This window comes from Streptomyces sp. NPDC056527, assembly GCF_042794475.1.
Lineage (GTDB): Bacteria > Actinomycetota > Actinomycetes > Streptomycetales > Streptomycetaceae > Streptomyces.
Window position 1 is genome coordinate 1 of record NZ_JBHTTQ010000114.1, and the last position, 16,956, is coordinate 16,956.

Sequence of the window (16,956 nt, forward strand, 5' to 3'; positions counted from 1 at the left end):
GGGCAGGTCCTGCCCGACCCCCGCAAGGGTACGACGGATCGTCGCTACCGCCTACTCGCTGATCACATCACTGGTCGCGGAAGCGGACGATCTTGACGAACTCGTCGGAGTCCAGCGCCGCGCCGCCCACCAGGGCACCGTCGACGTCGGGCTGCGCCATGATCGCGGCCACGTTGCCGGCCTTGACCGAGCCGCCGTACTGGATGCGGACCTTGTCGGCCAGCTCCTGCGAGTAGAGCTCCGCGAGACGGCCACGGATCGCACCGCAGACCTCCTGCGCGTCCTCGGGGGTGGCGACCTCGCCGGTGCCGATGGCCCACACCGGCTCGTAGGCGATCACGATGGACTCGGCCTGCTCGGCCGGGAGGTCCTTCAGACCGCCGTCGAGCTGGTTCAGGGCGTACTGGACCTGCTGGCCGGCCTTGCGGACGTCCAGGCCCTCGCCCACACAGAGGATCGGGGTGATCCCGTGCTTGTAGGCGGCCTTGACCTTGGCGTTGCAGATCTCGTCCGTCTCGGCGTGGTACTGCCGGCGCTCGGAGTGGCCCACCGCGACGTAGGCGCACTTCAGCTTGGACAGCATCAGGCCCGAGATCTCGCCGGTGTAGGCGCCGGAGTCGTGCGCCGAGATGTCCTGGGCGCCGTACTTGATCTTGAGCTTGTCGCCGTCGACCAGGGTCTGGACGGACCGCAGGTCCGTGAAGGGCGGCAGAACCGCGACCTCGACGGCGTCGTAGTCCTTGTCGTTCAGCGCGAAGGCGAGCTTCTGGACGTGGGCGATGGCCTCGAGGTGGTTGAGGTTCATCTTCCAGTTGCCCGCCATCAGCGGGGTGCGGGTGCTGCTCACAGGTGTTCAGTCCTCCAGTGCGGCGAGGCCGGGGAGCGTCTTGCCCTCGAGGTACTCGAGGGAGGCGCCGCCGCCGGTCGAAATGTGGCCGAAGGCATTCTCGTCGAAGCCCAGGATGCGGACCGCGGCGGCACTGTCGCCGCCACCGACGACGGTGAAGCCGGGGCTGTCGAGCAGGGCCTGCGCGATGGCCTTGGTTCCGTTGGCGTAGTCGGGGTGCTCGAAGACGCCCAGCGGGCCGTTCCAGAACACCGTCTCGGCGTCGGCGAGCTTCGACGCGTACAGCTCACGCGTCTGCGGGCCGATGTCCAGGCCCTCCTTCGTCGACGGGATCTTGTCGGCGTCGACGGTCTCGAAGTCGGCCGGGGCCTTGGTCTTCAGGTCCGGGAACTCCGAGGAGACGAGCACGTCGACCGGGAGTACGAGCTCGACGCCGTTCTCCTCGGCACGCTTCATGTACTCCTTGACGACCTCCACCTGGTCCTTCTGGAGCAGGGAGATGCCGACTTCGTAGCCCTTGGCGTAGAGGAAGGTGTACGCCATGCCGCCGCCGATCAGGAGGCGGTCGGCCTTGCCCAGCAGCTCGTCGATGACGGCGAGCTTGTCGGAGACCTTGGCGCCGCCCAGGACGACCACGTACGGGCGCTCGACCTCGGCGGTCAGCTTCTTCAGGACGCCGACCTCGGTGGCGATGAGGTAGCCGGCGGCGTGCGGCAGCCGGGCCGGGAGGTCGAAGACCGAGGCGTGCTTGCGGTGCACGGCGCCGAAGCCGTCGCCGACGTAGACGTCGGCGAGGGCGGCGAGCTGGTCCGCGAACGCGCCGCGCTCGGCGTCGTCCTTGGAGGTCTCGCCGGCGTTGAAGCGGAGGTTCTCGATGACGGCGACCCGGCCGTCGGCGAGGCCCGCGACGGTCGCCCGGGCGGACTCGCCGACCGTGTCGGTCGCGAACGCGACGTCGGCGCCGAGCAGTTCACCGAGGCGAGCGGCGGCCGGGGCGAGGGAGAACGCCGGGTCCGGGGCGCCCTTCGGGCGGCCCAGGTGCGAGGCGACGACGACACGGGCGCCCGCGTCGGCCAGCGCCTTGACCGTGGGCACGACGGCGCGGATGCGACCGTCGTCGGTGATGGTGGTGCCGTCCAGCGGCACGTTGAGGTCGGCGCGGACGAATACGCGCTTGCCGGCGACGCCTTCGGCGAGAAGCTCGTCGATGGTCTTCATCTTCTACTGACTCCTTGGTACGCGGTGAAGCACACGAGACAGGGCTCGTACAGCGCATCATCGCGCTGTCCGAGCCCTGTGCTCACATCGAGGTGCCGGTTCCGGAGGCTTTAGAGCTGGTTGCCGACGAAGACGGTGAGGTCGACGAGGCGGTTGGAGTAGCCCCACTCGTTGTCGTACCAGCCGAGGATCTTGACCGACTTGCCCTCCTGGACCATGGTCAGCGAGGAGTCGAAGGTGCACGACGCCGGGTCGCCGACGATGTCCGAGGAGACGATCGCGTCCTCGGTGTAGTAGAGGATGCCCTTCAGGTCGCCGTCGTCGGCGGCCTTCTTGAAGGCGGCGTTGACCTCGTCCTTGGTGACCTCGCGCTGCAGCTCCACGACCAGGTCGGTGGCCGAACCGGTCGGGACCGGGACGCGCATGGCGATGCCGTCCAGCTTGCCCTTGAGCTGCGGGAGGACCAGGGCGGTGGCCTTGGCGGCACCCGTCGTGGTCGGGATGATGTTCTCCGCGGCGGCGCGGGCGCGGCGCAGGTCGGAGTGCGGGAAGTCCAGGATGCGCTGGTCGTTGGTGTACGCGTGGACCGTCGTCATCAGGCCCTTGACGATGCCGAAGTTCTCGTCGAGGACCTTGGCCATCGGCGCCACACAGTTGGTGGTGCAGGAGGCGTTCGAGATGACGTGGTGGTTCGCCGGCTCGTACTTGTCCTGGTTGACGCCCATGACGATGGTGATGTCCTCGTCCTTGGCCGGAGCCGAGATGAGGACCTTCTTCGCGCCACCGGCGATGTGCTTCGCGGCGTCGGCCTTCTTGGTGAAGATGCCGGTCGACTCGATGACGATGTCGACGCCCAGCTCGCCCCAGGGGATGTCGGCCGGGTTGCGCTCGGAGAGCACCTTGATGGTGTGGCCGTCGACGGTGATGGTGTCGGCGGTGTGGGTGACCTCGGCCTTGAGGCGTCCCAGGATCGTGTCGTACTTCAGCAGGTGAGCAGTGGTCGCGGTGTCACCCAGGTCGTTGACAGCCACGATCTCGATGTCGGCACCCTGCTCAAGGAGCGCGCGGAAGTAGTTGCGACCGATGCGGCCAAAGCCGTTGATGCCTACGCGGATCGTCACGAACCGATCTCCTCGTTAGGTACGCCGGGTTTCGACGCCGGCGAGATTCTTTTAGGGATGTCCCCGACCGCTTACGACCCTACCTCTCCCATCGGCTCAGAGTGACATCGCGTGCAGTCGGAATGCCTCGCGAATGCACCGTGGCCCGTTATTACCGGCGGGTTCGAGCCACGGTGCCCATTTCGTCCCGATCACTGACTGTGATCAAAAGGGCGGGTGTCCGCTCAGCCGTGCACGGCGCTGAGTGCCCTTCGAACGAGTGACGTTCGCTGCGCCGCGCTCGTGACGTGCTCCAGGCCGAAACCGAGGAGGACGGTGTCACGTGTGGTGACCGCGGCCTGGGAGTGGAAGAGCCCCGGCGAGCGGGTCCACTCGGTGCCGTTCCCCGGACTGCCGGCCGGCGGACCCGGTACGGACCAGGCGCCGAGGGTGGTCTCGAAGCCCTCGCCCTGGCCCGGAGTGCCACCGACGACGAGCGCGGTGTCGTCGACGAAGGCGCCCATCTCGCCGGTCCCGGGGTCGGAGATGTACGAGATCGACAGCTCGACCTGCTTGCCCGCGTAGGCGCTCAGGTCGATCGACGCCTGCTGCCAGCCGTTGGAAGGCCCGGTGAAGGCGTTCCAGGAGCCGGTGGTGCCGTTGGTGGCGCAGCCGTCCTCGCCGACGGTCAGATAGCGGGCGAGGAAGGGGTGTCCCTGGACGTAGTAGCCCTCACCGCAGTCGGCCGGGGCGGCGCTGGAGGTGCCGCCGTTGGCGTCGGGCAGCGTGGTCCAGTCGTCCTGGCCGACGGTGTGGGCCTCGACGACGAGGTTGTCGTAGCCGGGCTCGGTGTCGTAGCTGACCTGGAAGCGCAGGCTCGGCTTGTCGGCGGCGACGACGCCGGTGAGGTCGACGGTACGGCTGAGGCGGCTCCAGGTGTCGTCGGAGTGCCGGACGGCCGCGAAGGACGTGCCCTCGTAGGGCTCGAAGGGGGTGCGGACGCCCGGGTAGTCACCGCCGGACCTGCTGGAGCCGAACTGCGGGAAGCTCCGCGGTTCGAGCGTGTCCGAAGTGACGGTGTACGCGCCGGCGTTGTCCAGCGGGTTGTCGGTCGTGCCGCCGAGGCCGGTCGTGAGTCCCCCGAAGCCGCGGGAGCCTGCGAAGGCGGGCGGGTTCTTCAGCCCGGCCCGGTGGTAGGCGCCGAGGAAGTACTGGGCGAAGTCGTTGGACGTCGCCCGGCCGATGTCGACGAGGCCGCCGGACTTCTCGCCGGCGTTGATCAGCTTGCCGCCCTCGTTGAGGTAGTCCCGCACGGCCAGCATGACGGGCCCGGAGGGCTGCTCGGCGCCGGTGTACCAGACGACCGTACGGAAGTGGCTCAGCACGCCGAGGGTGTCCGGGGTCCCCTGGGTGGCGACGTCCCAGACGGCGGCCTTGCGACCGCTGTCGGCGAGCGCCTTCACATAGCCGGCGGTGTGACGCGCCGCCTCGGTGCCGCCCTCCTCGGCGAGGACGAGCACGTCGCCGCGGGCCCGGTCGGCCACGGTGTACGTGAAGGGGGTGGACGAGGTCGCCTTGCCCTCGCGGGTGCGGGCGGTGAACCAGACCTGGACGGTGTCACCCGGCTCGGCGTCCTCGACCTCGGCCCGGTACTGGTCGAAGTAGAGGTTGTCCTCGCCGCCGTAGGTCTCGCCGCCGTCCCACGCCTCCAGGCGCTCGGTGTGCGTCCGGCCGCCGTTGACGCGGTACTTGAGCTCCTTGGAGCGCAGCGACTTGCGGGCCGTCACGGCGACCACCTGGTCGCCGCCGCGGGCGTAGGAGGTGGTGAAGGCGTCCGGGGTGAAGTCCGGCGCGTCGAGGCCGGTGACGGAGACGGGCCGGTCCGGGTGGGCCGAGGTCTCGGCGACGGCCAGCGCGAACGGGATGTTCTTGGCGAACTCCGCCTGGATCAGCTTCTCGTCGTCGGGGAAGGTGAAGACGGAGGCGCAGTCGGCGGGCTCCCAGGCGTCGTTCGGGTCGACGCGGGAGGCGGTGGCGCAGGTCGACATCTCCGGGGTGAACATCTGCATCCCGTTGACGTTCGCCGCGTGTCCGTCGGCCTCGCCGTTGGTGGTGTAGAGCTCGGAGGAGACCTGCGGGCGGTAGCCGGCGACGGCGGACTTCTCCGGGGTACCGGCGAGCGACTTGAGCGCCACGTCGTCGGGGGTGTCGGTGGCGACCTGCCAGCCGACGCCGTAGAGCAGCAGCTGGGCGGCGGAGTGGTAGTTGATGCCGTACTGGAAGCCGATGCGCTTCTGGAAGGCGTCGATGGCCTTGGTCTCGGGCTCGGACATCGGGCCGGAGCCGCGGAAGGTCTCGTCGGCCGGGTCGGGCGACGAACCCTCGTTGTCGTATCCCCACTTGTAGGCGAAGTTACGGTTGAGGTCGACGCCGTCGCCGGACTCGATCCGCCCGTCGCCGTCGTTGTCGCGGAGGTTCTTGCGCCACTGGCGCTTGTCGGGGTCGGCGTGGGTGAAGTCGTAGCCGTCCGGGTTGGCGGAGAGCACGAACCACAGCTCGGTGGAGTCGACGATCCTCGTGACCCGCTGGTCCTTGCCGTAGCCGTCGAGGTAGTGGTGCATCAGCCGCCGGGTCATCTCGGGGGTGATCCACTCGCGGGCGTGCTGGTTGGACATGTACAGCGTGGCGGGCCGGGTGCCGTCCTTGGCCTTCTTGGCGCCCTTGGTGACCTTGAGGGCGAGGATGTCCTGGCCCTTCAGGGTCTTGCCGAGGGAGACGACCTTGGTGAGGTCGGGGTGGGCCTGGGACGTGGCCAGGATCTCCTGCTTGAGCCCGTTCGCACCGCCGTACGGGCGGAAGACGCCGTCCCCGGCTCCGGCGACCCGCTTCTCCACCTGGGCGGAGAGGGCGTGCTCGGCGAGTTCGACACCCTTGCCGCGCAGCTGTCCGGCCTGCTTGTCGGTGAGGTAGAGCTCGAGGGTGGCCGAGCCCTTCTCCGGTACCTGCTCGGTCAGTTCGTGACCGTCGGCGCCGGCCTCGAGGAGCAGCGGCACCTGCTCCTTGCTGACCTGCGCGCGCCATACGGAGAGGGCGTCGCCGCCGTCGCCGCCGTTCGGTTCCGCTCCGGCGACGGGTGCCGTCGCCAGTCCCGCGATCAGCAGTGAAGCCGCGGCGAGGATCGCTCTCGCTCTGCGTCTCATAAGCCCCCCTTGCTGTTGTCTGCCACGAAAGAGAACAGACGCCAGGCTGATCACCGTTCATGATCATGTCAAGGGTGCCTGCGGCCGCGTCGGGGATCACCCCCGATCGGACGAGGAACGCCGCTGCCGGTGCCTCAGAAAAGCACCGGCAGCGGCGAGTTGAGCGGAGTACGGGCGTCCGGGTCGACGGACCCCCGGGCGGCGGGTCAGCCGACGAGGCTGTCGTCCAGCTCCTCGGTGAGGCTCGACTCCGTTCCGGGGATGCCCAGGTCCTGCGCCCGCTTGTCGGCCATGGCCAGCAGACGGCGGATCCGGCCCGCGACCGCGTCCTTGGTCAGCGGCGGGTCGGCGAGCGCGCCGAGCTCCTCCAGCGATGCCTGCTTGTGCTCCATGCGCAGCCGGCCCGCGGCGGCGAGGTGCTCGGGCACCTCCTCGCCGAGGATCTCCAGCGCACGCTGCACCCGGGCGCCGGCGGCCACGGCCGCGCGCGCCGAGCGACGCAGGTTGGCGTCGTCGAAGTTCGCCAGCCGGTTCGCGGTCGCCCGGACCTCACGGCGCATCCGCCGCTCCTCCCAGGCCAGCACCGACTCGTGCGCGCCCAGCCGGGTCAGCAGGGCGCCGATGGCGTCCCCGTCCCGTACGACCACCCGGTCCACGCCCCGGACCTCACGGGCCTTCGCGGCGATGCTCAGCCGGCGCGCCGCGCCCACCAGGGCGAGGGCGGCCTCCGGACCCGGGCAGGTCACCTCGAGGGAGGAGGAGCGCCCGGGCTCGGTCAGCGAGCCGTGGGCCAGGAACGCGCCGCGCCAGGCCGCCTCGGCGTCGCAGGTGGCACCCGAGACGACCTGCGGGGGCAGTCCGCGGATCGGGCGGCCCCGGCCGTCGACCAGGCCGGTCTGCCGGGCCAGCTGGTCGCCGCCCGCCACCACCCGCACGACGAACCGGGAGCCGCGCCGCAGACCGCCGGGGGCCATCACGATCAGCTCCGAGCTGTGCCCGAAGATCTCCAGGATGTCCCGCTTGAGCCGGCGCGCCGCCATCGCGGTGTCCAGCTCCGCCTCGATCACGATCCGCCCGCTCACCAGGTGCAGGCCGCCGGCGAACCGCAGGATCGACGAGACCTCCGCCTTCCTGCAGCAGGTCCGGGTGACGGGAAGCCGGGAGATCTCGTCCTTCACCGCTGCCGTCATCGCCATGGGCCGATCCTTCCATGCATCCGAAAAATACGGTCGTACGCGGCGGCCAACAGCTCCGGATCATGCTTCGGGAGCCCATCGGCACGGGCCACCGGCGCCAGCTCGACCGCGGCGCCGAGCCGCTTGGCGGCATCGGCGAGGGACTCGCGGTCGGGCACGGCGGCCTCGTCGGCCAGCACCACGTCCAGGGCGAGTTTAGGGGCGTGTCGTCCCAAAACCTCCAAATGACGCTGCGGAGAGAACCCCTCGGTTTCTCCCGGCTGCGGCGCGAGGTTCAGGGAGAGGACCTTGCGGGCCTTGGTCTCGGTGAGCGCGTCGAGCAGCTCGGGCACCAGCAGATGCGGAATCACCGAGGAGAACCAGGAGCCCGGACCGAGCACCACCCAGTCCGCGTCACGGACCGCGGCGACGGCCTCGGGCACGGCGGGCGGGTCGTGCGGGACGAGGTGCACGGACTGCACCTCACCGGGCGTGAGCGCCACCGTGGCCTGGCCACGGACCGTGTCGACGTCGTCCGGGCGCGCCGGATCGTGCCCCTTGACCAGGGCCTGGAGCTCCAGCGCCACGGCGGACATCGGCAGCACCCGGCCGTGCGCGCCCAGCAGCTTGCCGACCAGGTCCAGCGCGAGGACATGGTCGCCGAGCTGCTCCCAGAGGGCGACGATCAGCAGATTGCCGACCGCGTGCTCGTGCAGATCGCCCTTGGACTGGAACCGGTGCTGGATGACCCGGGACCAGGTCTGGCCCCAGTCGTCGTCCCCGCACAGCGCGGCGAGCGCCTTGCGCAGGTCGCCGGGCGGCAGCACGCCCAGCTCCTCCCGGAGCCGGCCGCTGGAGCCGCCGTCGTCGGCGACGGTGACGACGGCGGTGAGGTCACCGGTGATCCTGCGCAGGGCGGCGAGGGAGGCCGAAAGACCCATGCCCCCGCCGAGCGCGACGACCTTGGGCTGGGCGCCGCGCCTGCGGAGCGTACGTACCGAGAGCGTGGACGTACGCCGGCGGTACGGCTTCACTCGCGCCCCATGTCCCGGTGGACGACGACGGTCTCGACCCCTTCCGCGGCGAGGCGGGCGGCGAGCTTCTCGGACGTGGCGACCGAACGGTGCTTGCCGCCGGTGCAGCCGACGGCGATGGTGACGTACCGCTTGCCCTCGCGGCGGTAGCCCGCCGCGATCAGCTGGAGCAGCTCGGTGTAGCGGTCGAGGAACTCCTTGGCCCCGGGCTGGTTGAAGACATACGCCGAGACCTCCTCGTTCAGCCCGGTGAAGGGCCGCAGCTCGGGGACCCAGTGCGGGTTCGGCAGGAAGCGCATGTCGACGACGAGGTCGGCGTCGACGGGCAGCCCGTACTTGAATCCGAAGGACATGACGGTGGCCCGCAGCTCCGGCTCCTCGTCGCCGGCGAACTGGGCGTCCATCTTGGCGCGCAGCTCGTGGACGTTGAGGCTGGAGGTGTCGATCACCAGGTCGGCGTCGCCGCGCAGCTCGCGCAGCAGGTCCCGCTCGGCGGCGATGCCGTCGGTGATCCGGCCGTCACCCTGGAGCGGGTGCGGCCTGCGGACCGACTCGAACCGCCTGACCAGGGCCTCGTCGGAGGACTCCAGGAAGACGATCCGGCGGGTGACCTGCTGCGCGTCGAGTGCGGAGAGGGACTCCCGCAGGGCGTCGAAGAACTGCCGGCCGCGGACGTCGACGACGACGGCGATCCGGGCCACGTTGCCCTGGGAGCGGGCGCCGAGCTCCACCATGGTGGGGATCAGCGCGGGCGGCAGATTGTCGACGACGAACCAGCCGAGGTCCTCCAGGCACTTCGCCGCGGTGGACCGGCCGGCGCCGGACATGCCGGAGATGATCACCAGCTCGGGGATGGCCGCCGAGTCGGCGGTCTCACCGGCCTCCTTCGTGCCCGTACTCACGTGTCCTGCTCCGTCTTCTCGCTGCTTCTCTTGCTCATCGTGCTGGTCGTGCGCGGTCATGCGGTGCTGCCCCCGTCGTCTTCAATGATCTCTCCTGTTGCCGTATTCACGGCGGGTGCGGCCGGGGCCGCCTGCGCGAGGGCCACCGCCACGGCCTCGGCCGTCTTGCGGCCCATGCCGGGGACCTCGCAGATCTGCTCGATTGTCGCCTGTCGCAGCCGCTTCACCGAGCCGAAATGCTTGATCAACGCCTGTTTGCGGGTATCGCCGAGGCCGGGGACGGCGTCCAGGGGGCTGGTCCTGACGCGCTTGTTCCGCTTCGAGCGCTGGTAGCGGATGGCGAAGTCGTGAGCCGTGTCACGCACCCGCTGGAGGAGATACAGACCCTCGCTGGAGCGGGGCAGCACGACGGGGTCGTCGTCGCCGGGCAGCCAGACCTCCTCCAGGCGCTTGGCGAGGCCGCAGACGGCGATGTCGTCGATCCCGAGCTCGTCGAGCGCCCGCCGGGCGGCGGCGACCTGGGGCTGCCCGCCGTCGACGACGACGAGCTGGGGCGGGTACGCGAAACGCTTGGGGCGCCCGTCGTCGGCGGGGACCTCGCCGGAGGCCGGTCCGGAGCCGTCGGCACGTCGCGGTCCGACGACCTCGGGGCCGGGTCCGGCCGGCAGGGCGTCCGCCGAGTCCACACCGTCCACCGAGCCGTCCGCCACGCCGCCGGGGCCCGCGGCGTCCACCGCGTCGCCCTCGGCGTCCACGGCCACGCCCTCCTGGTCCCACTCCCCCGTCTTCTCCTTCTCGGAGAGGTAGCGCTTGAAGCGGCGGCTGATCACCTCGTGCATCGAGCGGACGTCGTCCTGGCCCTCGAAGCCCTTGATCTGGAAGCGGCGGTACTCGCTCTTGCGGGGCAGCCCGTCCTCGAAGACGACCATGGACGCCACGACGTCGTCGCCCTGGAGGTGCGAGATGTCGAAGCACTCGATCCGCAGCGGCGCGGAGTCCAGGTCCAGGGCCTCGGCGATCTCCTCCAGGGCCCGGGAGCGGGTCGTCAGGTCGCTGGCGCGCTTGGTCTTGTGCAGCACGAGCGCCTGCTGCGCGTTGCGCGCGACCGTCTCCATCAGGTCCTTCTTGTCCCCGCGCTGCGGCACCCGGAGGGAGACCTGGGAACCCCGGCGGCCGCTCAGCCACAGGGTGACGGCCTCGGCGTCCTCGGGCACGGCCGGGACGAGGACCTCCTTGGGGACGGCGTCGCCGCTCTCCTCCCCGTACAGCTGCTGGAGCGCATGCTCGACGAGACCGGCCGTGGAGACGGCCTCGACCTTGTCGGTGACCCAGCCGCGCTGGCCGCGCACCCGTCCGCCGCGGACATGGAAGATCTGGACCGCGGCCTCCAGCTCGTCCTCGGCGAGCGCGATCAGATCGGCGTCGGTGGCGTCGGCGAGGACGACGGCGTTCTTCTCCATCGCGCGCCGCAGCGCCTCTATGTCGTCGCGGAGCCGGGCCGCCTTCTCGTACTCCATCTCCTCGGCCGCCGCCATCATCTGCTTCTCCAGCCGGCGGATGTACGTGCCGGTGCGGCCGGTCATGAAGTCGCAGAAATCCTCGGCCAGTTCGCGGTGCTCGTCGGGGGTGACCCGGCCCACGCAGGGCGCGGCGCACTTGCCGATGTAGCCGAGGAGACAGGGGCGTCCGGCGGAGGCGGCGTTGCGGAACACGCCGGCGGAGCACGTACGGACGGGGAAGACCCGGAGCATCAGGTCCACGGTCTCGCGGATGGCCCACGCGTGGGCGTACGGGCCGAAGTAGCGCACGCCCTTCTTCTTGTGACCGCGCATGACCTGGACGCGCGGGAACTCCTCGTTGAGGGTCACCGCGAGGTACGGATAGCTCTTGTCGTCCCGGTACTTGACGTTGAACCGGGGGTCGAACTCCTTGATCCAGGAGTACTCCAGCTGGAGCGCCTCGACCTCGGTCGAGACGACGGTCCACTCCACGGAGGCGGCCGTGGTGACCATCGTGGCCGTGCGCGGGTGCAGGCTCGCGAGCGGCTGGAAGTAGTTGGCCAGCCGCTGGCGCAGGGACTTCGCCTTCCCGACGTAGATCACCCTGCGGTGATCGTCGCGGAACTTGTAGACCCCGGGAGTGTCGGGGATCTGTCCCGGCTTGGGGCGGTAGCTGGAGGGGTCGGCCATGTCACCCACCCTACTGGCGGCGACCGACACTCAGACCGCGCGCGCTCGTTGGCCGGGCATGGCGAACGAGGCGACAGGACGGCTCGCGGGCCGGGTGTGCGTGATCACCGGGGCGGCGAGCGGGATCGGGCGGGCGACGGCGGTGCTCTTCGCGCGGGAGGGGGCGCGGGTGGTCGCCGCCGACGTGGACGCGGAGCGGCTGGCGACGCTCGGCGAGGGCATGGTCGCGGTGGTCGGAGACGTCTCGCGGGACGAGGACGCCCGGCGGATGGTCGCGACGGCGGTGGAGCGGTTCGGACGGCTGGACGTCCTGGTGGCGAACGCGGGGGTGATCCCGCTCTCCGACGTCACGGAGGCGACCGGGGAGGACTGTGACCGGGTCATGGCCGTGGACGGCAGGGGCATGTTCCTGACCTGCAAGTACGCGATCGAGGCGATGACCGGGCAGGACGGCGGCGGGGCGATCGTCTGCACCTCGTCGATCTCCGGGGTGGCGGGCCAGGCCCGCCAGGCGGTCTACGGCCCGGCCAAGTTCGTCGCCTCGGGCCTGACGAAGCACCTGGCGGTGGAGTGGGCGGACCGCGGGATCCGGGTCAACGCGGTGGCCCCGGGCACGATCGAGACGGAACGGGTCGCCGCGGCCCGAACGGAACCGGGCGGCCCGGAGTATCTGTCGGGCATCGTCCGCGCCCACCCCATGGGCCGCTTCGGCACCCCGGAGGAGGTGGCGGCGGCCATCCTCTTCCTGGCCTCGGCGGAGGCGTCCTTCATCACGGGGGTGGTCCTGCCGGTGGACGGGGGGTATCTGGCGCAGTGAGGGACGGGGCGGGGGCTCGAACCCACACCCGGCGGTGAGGGACGGGGCGAAGGCTCGAACCCACACCCCGCCCCCGCCTCCCGGTCGTGGCCGTCGTTCCGCAGGGAGGTCCCCCGAGGACCAGGTCCCAGGGGGCGGAACGGGTGGGCACGACCGGACCACCGGGCCGCACGGTGCCGCGCGGCGTGAGCGCGCGGCACCCCGGCGGCGTCAGGCCGTCCGCCGCCGACGCCGGGCCCGTGCCCCGATCAGGCCCAGGGCCAGCACCGCGCCCCCGCCCGCCATGGCGGCGACGGCCGTGACGAGAGGCTCCTCGTGGGCCGGAGCCTGCGTCGCGTAACCACCGGCCGCGCCCTTCCGCGCGTACGCGGAGGCCGGCAGCTTGTCCCCGTACGCCTTCACGACCCGTTCCCGATAGGCCGCCAGGCTCGTCCCGTTCCTCCCGACCGCCCGCACCGCGTCCTCGTCCAGCGGCAGCACCTTCGCGCCCTTCTGGACGTACCACGCGTCGATCTGCGGCTCACGGAAGACGACCCCGCCCGGCAGCGCCCGGGCACCCTGCGCCGCGTACCGGATCTCGTCGTCGCCGGTGGCGATGTTCACCACCTGCCAGCCGCCGGCCTGCCGCACCGTCCACAGCGAGGCCGTCTGCCCGTCCGATGCGACCGCCTTGCTGGCGTGGAACTCGACGCGGGCGACGGGCGCACCCGCCTTCCCCGCCACGAAGTCCGGGGACAGCACCCGCACCGGCACGGACGTGCCCTCGATCCGGGGCCGGGCGGCCGAGCGGGCGAGGGCTCCGTCGCGGGCGAAGAACCGGGAGAGGGTCTCCAGGGTCGCGGGCGCGGCAGCCGCCTTCTCCGGGGTCGCCGCGGAAGGCGGCGCGTCGGCGGCGGCCGGTACGGCACCGAGGGCGACGAGGGCGGCGGCGGACAGGAGCCCGGCGCCGAGCGCGCGTGCGTGTGCGTTCATCGTCGTCACGCCCCTATCCGGTAGAGCGAGTGGGTCCAGGAGAACGACCCGTTCTCCACGTACCAGGCGTGCGAGGCCCAGTTGTAGCGGTCGCTGGAGGGCCAGGGATCGCCCCAGTAGACCCAGCTGTTCGCGTCGTCGTACCCGTAGATCACATGCATGTGGCCGCCGCCGCTCGACCACTGGATCCGCGTCTCGATCGGGCGGTCGGCGTCGATCTCGGTCTGCACCGTCGAGTAGCGCAGCCAGCCCGTCACGTACGAGCCGGGGTTGATGCCGGCCCAGCGCAGACCGGTCTGCACATTGCCGAGGGTGGCCTGGTTGTTGGGGCAGTCGTAGCCCTGCTGACGGTTGAAGGCGGCGTTGCAGAACTGGTTCTGGCTGTAGTTCCGGCCGAACCAGGTCGCGATGGTGTTGCCGGCGGCGGCCCAGCACCAGTTGGTCTTCTGCTGCGCCTGCATGGTGATGTTCAGTCGCTTGTACGCGAGGGTCGCTTGGGTGGAGGCGTCCTCGCTCGTCGGCGCGGCGGTCGCCGACGACATGGGGAGCAGGAAGAGGGCGGCAGCGGCGAGTGCCGCCATGGACAGCTTTCTACTGCGCATCGCGTTCCTCCCGAGGTGGGGGGTGGGGATGTGGGGAGTCGGAGGATCGCGTCCGGACGCTGTCCAGGAGCATCGAGCGTTGTCCGGAACGGGTCAACACGCTTCAATGCGGGGTGACGGCGGGCTGTGAACGGTGTGACCCGGGTGTGAACACGCGCCTCCCCGTCACCTGCGGCCCCGCCCCCGCCGGAGCGGTGGCCCGCCCCCTTCGTCGTGAACGTTCACTGAGGAGTCCCCGTGGGGCACACCGAGGCCGATCTGGCGCAATTGCTGCACACCGGACCGTTCCATCTGGCGCTGCGCACGGCGCTCGCGGTGCGCGGTCTGCCGCTCCAGCGGGTGCAGCACCATCTCGCCCACCGGGGGATCAGGGTCGGGGTGACCAGCCTCAGTTACTGGCAGCAGGGCGCCCGCCGCCCGCAGCGGCCCGAGTCGATGAAGGCCGTGCGCGCGCTGGAGGAGGTCCTTCAGCTGCCGGGCAACTCGCTGGTCCGGCTGCTGGCCGAGGACGCCGGGGCGCGCGGTGACGTGGAGCGGCCGGCGGGCCGCTCGTACCGCTCGCTGGTGGAGGCGTCAGGAGCCGTGGAGGCGCTGCTCACGGAGCTGGAGTCCCCGGTGGACGGCGGGCTGCACACGGTGGGCCACCACGAGCGCGTACGGATCGGGGCGGGGAGGGAGCTGGTGGGGCGCGACTCCCAGCATGTGGTGCGGGCGCACCGGGACGGGATCGACCGCTATCTCGCCATCCACCACGGCGATCCGGGCTGCGATCCCTCGCGGGTGGCGGTGCGGGCGACCGACAACTGCCGCACGGGTCGGGTGCGGTGGCACCGGGAGACGGGGGTGCTGGTCGCGGAGCTGCTCTTCGACGCGCGGCTGCGGGCCGGGGACACGTACCTCTTCGGGTACGGCTTCGAGGACGGGACGGGCGGTCCGAGCGGGGAGTACGTCCGGGGGTTCAGCTTCGCCGGCGGGCAGTACGTGCTTCAGGTGCGGTTCGACGAGGCCGCCCTGCCGGTGCGGTGCCGGCGCTTCGCGCAGGTCTCGGCCGGTGCGCCGCGCGGCGGCCGCTCGGATCTGACGCTGACCGGGCGGCACCGCACGGTGCATCTGGTGGAGCAGGGGGTACGGCCGGGGATCCTGGGGATCGACTGGGACTGGGCGTAGGCCTCAGGCCTCGGGGCCCGCGACGAGCTTTCCGCCCTCGACCCGGACGGGGACCTCGGGGAGCGGGACCGTCGCCGGGCCCTGGAGGGCCTTGCCGGTGGTCACGTCGAAGCGGCTGCCGTGGCAGGGGCAGTTGCCCTCGTTGTTCTCGATCTTGTCGAGGACGCAGCCGGCGTGCGTGCACTGGGCGCTGAACGCCTTGTACTGGCCCTCGGCCGGGCAGCTCACGAGGACCCGCTGCTCGCGGTAGAGCTTGGATCCGCCGACGGGCACCTCCTCGGGCGCTCCGAGGGTGACCGGTGCGGTCGGGGTCGGGACCTGCGCATGCCCGAGCTTGGAATCCGTGGAGCAGGCGGCGACACCCAGCCCGGCGGCCCCGGCGAGCGCGGCGCCCTTCAGTACGGTGCGGCGGGTGGACTGGCCGGACATGAGCGCTCCACGGTGAGATCGGGGCAAGGGGTGACCGAACCGACGATACCGGCGGGCCCATGCGCCCCTTCGCGGGGGTTGTCGTGGCCCGTGGGGCATGGGTTACGTTCACGGCGTGATCGTCGTCGCCGGTGAGTCCCTGATCGATCTGGTCCCCGAGGGGGCCGCCGTCACTCCGCTGTCCCCGCTGACGCCCAGGCCGGGCGGGGGCCCGTACAACACGGCCGTGGCGCTCGGCCGGCTGGGCGCGGAGGTGACGTTCTGCTCCCGCGTCTCCACGGACGCCTTCGGGACGGCCCTGGTGGACGGACTGCGGGCGGCAGGGGTGTCGGACGGGCTGGTGCAGCGCGGCCCGGAGCCGACGACGCTGGCGGTCGCCTCGGTGGGGGCGGACGGCTCGGCGGAGTACGGCTTCTATGTCGAGGGGACGGCCGACCGGCTCTTCGCCGTGCCGGAGCCGCTTCCTGCGGGGGTGCGGGCGGTGGCGTTCGGCACCTGTTCGCTGGCCTTGGAGCCGGGCGCGAGCGCGTACGAGGCGCTGCTGCGGCGCGAGGCGGAGCGTGGCGCGCTGACGCTCCTCGACCCCAACATCCGCACGGGTCTGATCCCGGACGCGACCGCCTATCGCGAGCGCTTCGCCGGCTGGCTGCCGTACGTCTCGCTCCTGAAGCTCTCGGAGGAGGACGCCGCCTGGCTGGGCGGCTCTCCGGCCGAGTGGCTGGCGCGGGGGCCGTCGGCGGTGGTCGTGACCCGTGGCGGGGCGGGACTGACGGTCTTCACCCCGTCGTTCGAGGTGTCGGTTCCGGCGGTCCGGGTGAAGGTCGCGGACACGATCGGCGCGGGCGACACGGTGAACGCCGCCCTGCTCCACGGCCTGGCCGACCGCCCGACGGCCTCCCTGGACGCGGACGCCTGGTCCGCCCTTCTGTCGTACGCGGCGAAGGCGGCCGCCCTGACCTGCACCCGCCCGGGCGCGGAGCCACCGTTCGCGCACGAGCTGACGGACTGACGTCCGGTCGAGCATCCGCATGCGTAACGGGACCGGGGTGCGGTGCCGGGACCGGAGCGCCGAGACCGGGTGCCGGACCGGGAAGGTCGGGGCGAGACCGGGGTGCGGTGCCGAGACCGGGTGCCGGACCGGGAAGGTCGGGGCGGGACCGGGGTGCCGGACCGGGAAGGTCGGGACGGGACCGGAGCGCCGGCACCGGGTGCCGGGGGGGGTGCCCGGACCGGGGTGGCCGGGTCGCGTCGGGGGAGCGGACCCCGCCCCCCCCCCCGCACCCCAATCGGGCCCCCCCCCCCGG

Annotated in this window: 14 protein-coding genes; 3 read left to right on the top strand and 11 right to left on the bottom strand. The window is 71.5% G+C overall.

Features of this window, described 5'->3' with window-relative positions; translation table 11 throughout:
* Positions 1 to 67 precede the first annotated feature (67 nt).
* The 8 genes from tpiA to uvrC form a co-directional block, all read right to left on the bottom strand.
* Complete coding sequence (gene tpiA / locus ACFQ7Q_RS32745; protein ID WP_383561576.1) at positions 68 to 823, bottom strand: triose-phosphate isomerase; 756 nt, start codon at positions 821 to 823, stop codon at positions 68 to 70.
* Between the two features lie 30 nt (positions 824 to 853).
* Complete coding sequence (locus ACFQ7Q_RS32750; RefSeq protein ID WP_383561543.1) at positions 854 to 2,065, bottom strand: phosphoglycerate kinase; 1,212 nt, start codon at positions 2,063 to 2,065, stop codon at positions 854 to 856.
* A gap of 110 nt (positions 2,066 to 2,175) precedes the next feature.
* Positions 2,176 to 3,186: a type I glyceraldehyde-3-phosphate dehydrogenase gene (gap, locus tag ACFQ7Q_RS32755; protein ID WP_383561545.1), complete on the bottom strand. Its 1,011-nt coding sequence runs from the start codon at positions 3,184 to 3,186 to the stop codon at positions 2,176 to 2,178.
* 224 nt (positions 3,187 to 3,410) lie between these two features.
* Positions 3,411 to 6,365, bottom strand: coding sequence for a M14 family zinc carboxypeptidase (locus ACFQ7Q_RS32760; RefSeq protein ID WP_383561547.1), 2,955 nt, complete (start codon positions 6,363 to 6,365; stop codon positions 3,411 to 3,413).
* A gap of 206 nt (positions 6,366 to 6,571) precedes the next feature.
* Entirely contained in the window at positions 6,572 to 7,561 is a 990-nt protein-coding gene (gene whiA / locus ACFQ7Q_RS32765) for a DNA-binding protein WhiA (RefSeq protein WP_137990081.1), read from the bottom strand.
* Positions 7,552 to 8,574 carry a uridine diphosphate-N-acetylglucosamine-binding protein YvcK gene (gene yvcK, locus ACFQ7Q_RS32770; protein WP_383561550.1) on the bottom strand — a complete coding sequence of 341 codons (1,023 nt, stop codon included), beginning with the start codon at positions 8,572 to 8,574 and terminating at the stop codon, positions 7,552 to 7,554. Before yvcK ends, whiA begins: the two co-directional genes overlap by 10 nt.
* Positions 8,571 to 9,536 carry an RNase adapter RapZ gene (gene rapZ, locus ACFQ7Q_RS32775; protein ID WP_383561552.1) on the bottom strand — a complete coding sequence of 322 codons (966 nt, stop codon included), beginning with the start codon at positions 9,534 to 9,536 and terminating at the stop codon, positions 8,571 to 8,573. The genes yvcK and rapZ overlap by 4 nt, the downstream gene beginning before the upstream one ends.
* Positions 9,533 to 11,665: an excinuclease ABC subunit UvrC gene (gene uvrC, locus ACFQ7Q_RS32780; protein ID WP_383561554.1), complete on the bottom strand. Its 2,133-nt coding sequence runs from the start codon at positions 11,663 to 11,665 to the stop codon at positions 9,533 to 9,535. The genes rapZ and uvrC overlap by 4 nt, the downstream gene beginning before the upstream one ends.
* On the opposite strand from uvrC, the gene ACFQ7Q_RS32785 reads away from it, so the two are divergent.
* On the top strand, positions 11,664 to 12,482 hold the full coding sequence (locus tag ACFQ7Q_RS32785) for an SDR family NAD(P)-dependent oxidoreductase (protein WP_383561556.1): 819 nt from the start codon (positions 11,664 to 11,666) through the stop codon (positions 12,480 to 12,482). The two genes, uvrC and ACFQ7Q_RS32785, sit on opposite strands and share 2 nt — an antisense overlap.
* A 210-nt stretch (positions 12,483 to 12,692) precedes the next feature.
* Here the strand turns inward: ACFQ7Q_RS32785 and ACFQ7Q_RS32790 are convergent, their stop codons facing one another.
* On the bottom strand, positions 12,693 to 13,454 hold the full coding sequence (locus ACFQ7Q_RS32790) for a hypothetical protein (protein ID WP_383561558.1): 762 nt from the start codon (positions 13,452 to 13,454) through the stop codon (positions 12,693 to 12,695).
* Positions 13,455 to 13,459: 5 nt separating this feature from the next.
* On the bottom strand, positions 13,460 to 14,056 hold the full coding sequence (locus tag ACFQ7Q_RS32795) for a papain-like cysteine protease family protein (protein WP_383561560.1): 597 nt from the start codon (positions 14,054 to 14,056) through the stop codon (positions 13,460 to 13,462).
* A gap of 237 nt (positions 14,057 to 14,293) precedes the next feature.
* Between ACFQ7Q_RS32795 and ACFQ7Q_RS32800 the strand changes: the two genes are divergently transcribed.
* Positions 14,294 to 15,223, top strand: coding sequence for a hypothetical protein (locus ACFQ7Q_RS32800; protein WP_383561562.1), 930 nt, complete (start codon positions 14,294 to 14,296; stop codon positions 15,221 to 15,223).
* 3 nt (positions 15,224 to 15,226) lie between these two features.
* Here the strand turns inward: ACFQ7Q_RS32800 and ACFQ7Q_RS32805 are convergent, their stop codons facing one another.
* Positions 15,227 to 15,652, bottom strand: a complete 426-nt coding sequence (locus tag ACFQ7Q_RS32805; protein ID WP_383561564.1) for a Rieske (2Fe-2S) protein — start codon at positions 15,650 to 15,652, stop codon at positions 15,227 to 15,229.
* A 115-nt stretch (positions 15,653 to 15,767) separates the two neighbouring features.
* Here ACFQ7Q_RS32805 and ACFQ7Q_RS32810 point away from each other — a divergent pair, with 115 nt between their 5' ends.
* Positions 15,768 to 16,661: a carbohydrate kinase gene (locus ACFQ7Q_RS32810; RefSeq protein WP_383561566.1), complete on the top strand. Its 894-nt coding sequence runs from the start codon at positions 15,768 to 15,770 to the stop codon at positions 16,659 to 16,661.
* The last annotated feature ends 295 nt before the right edge of the window (positions 16,662 to 16,956 follow it).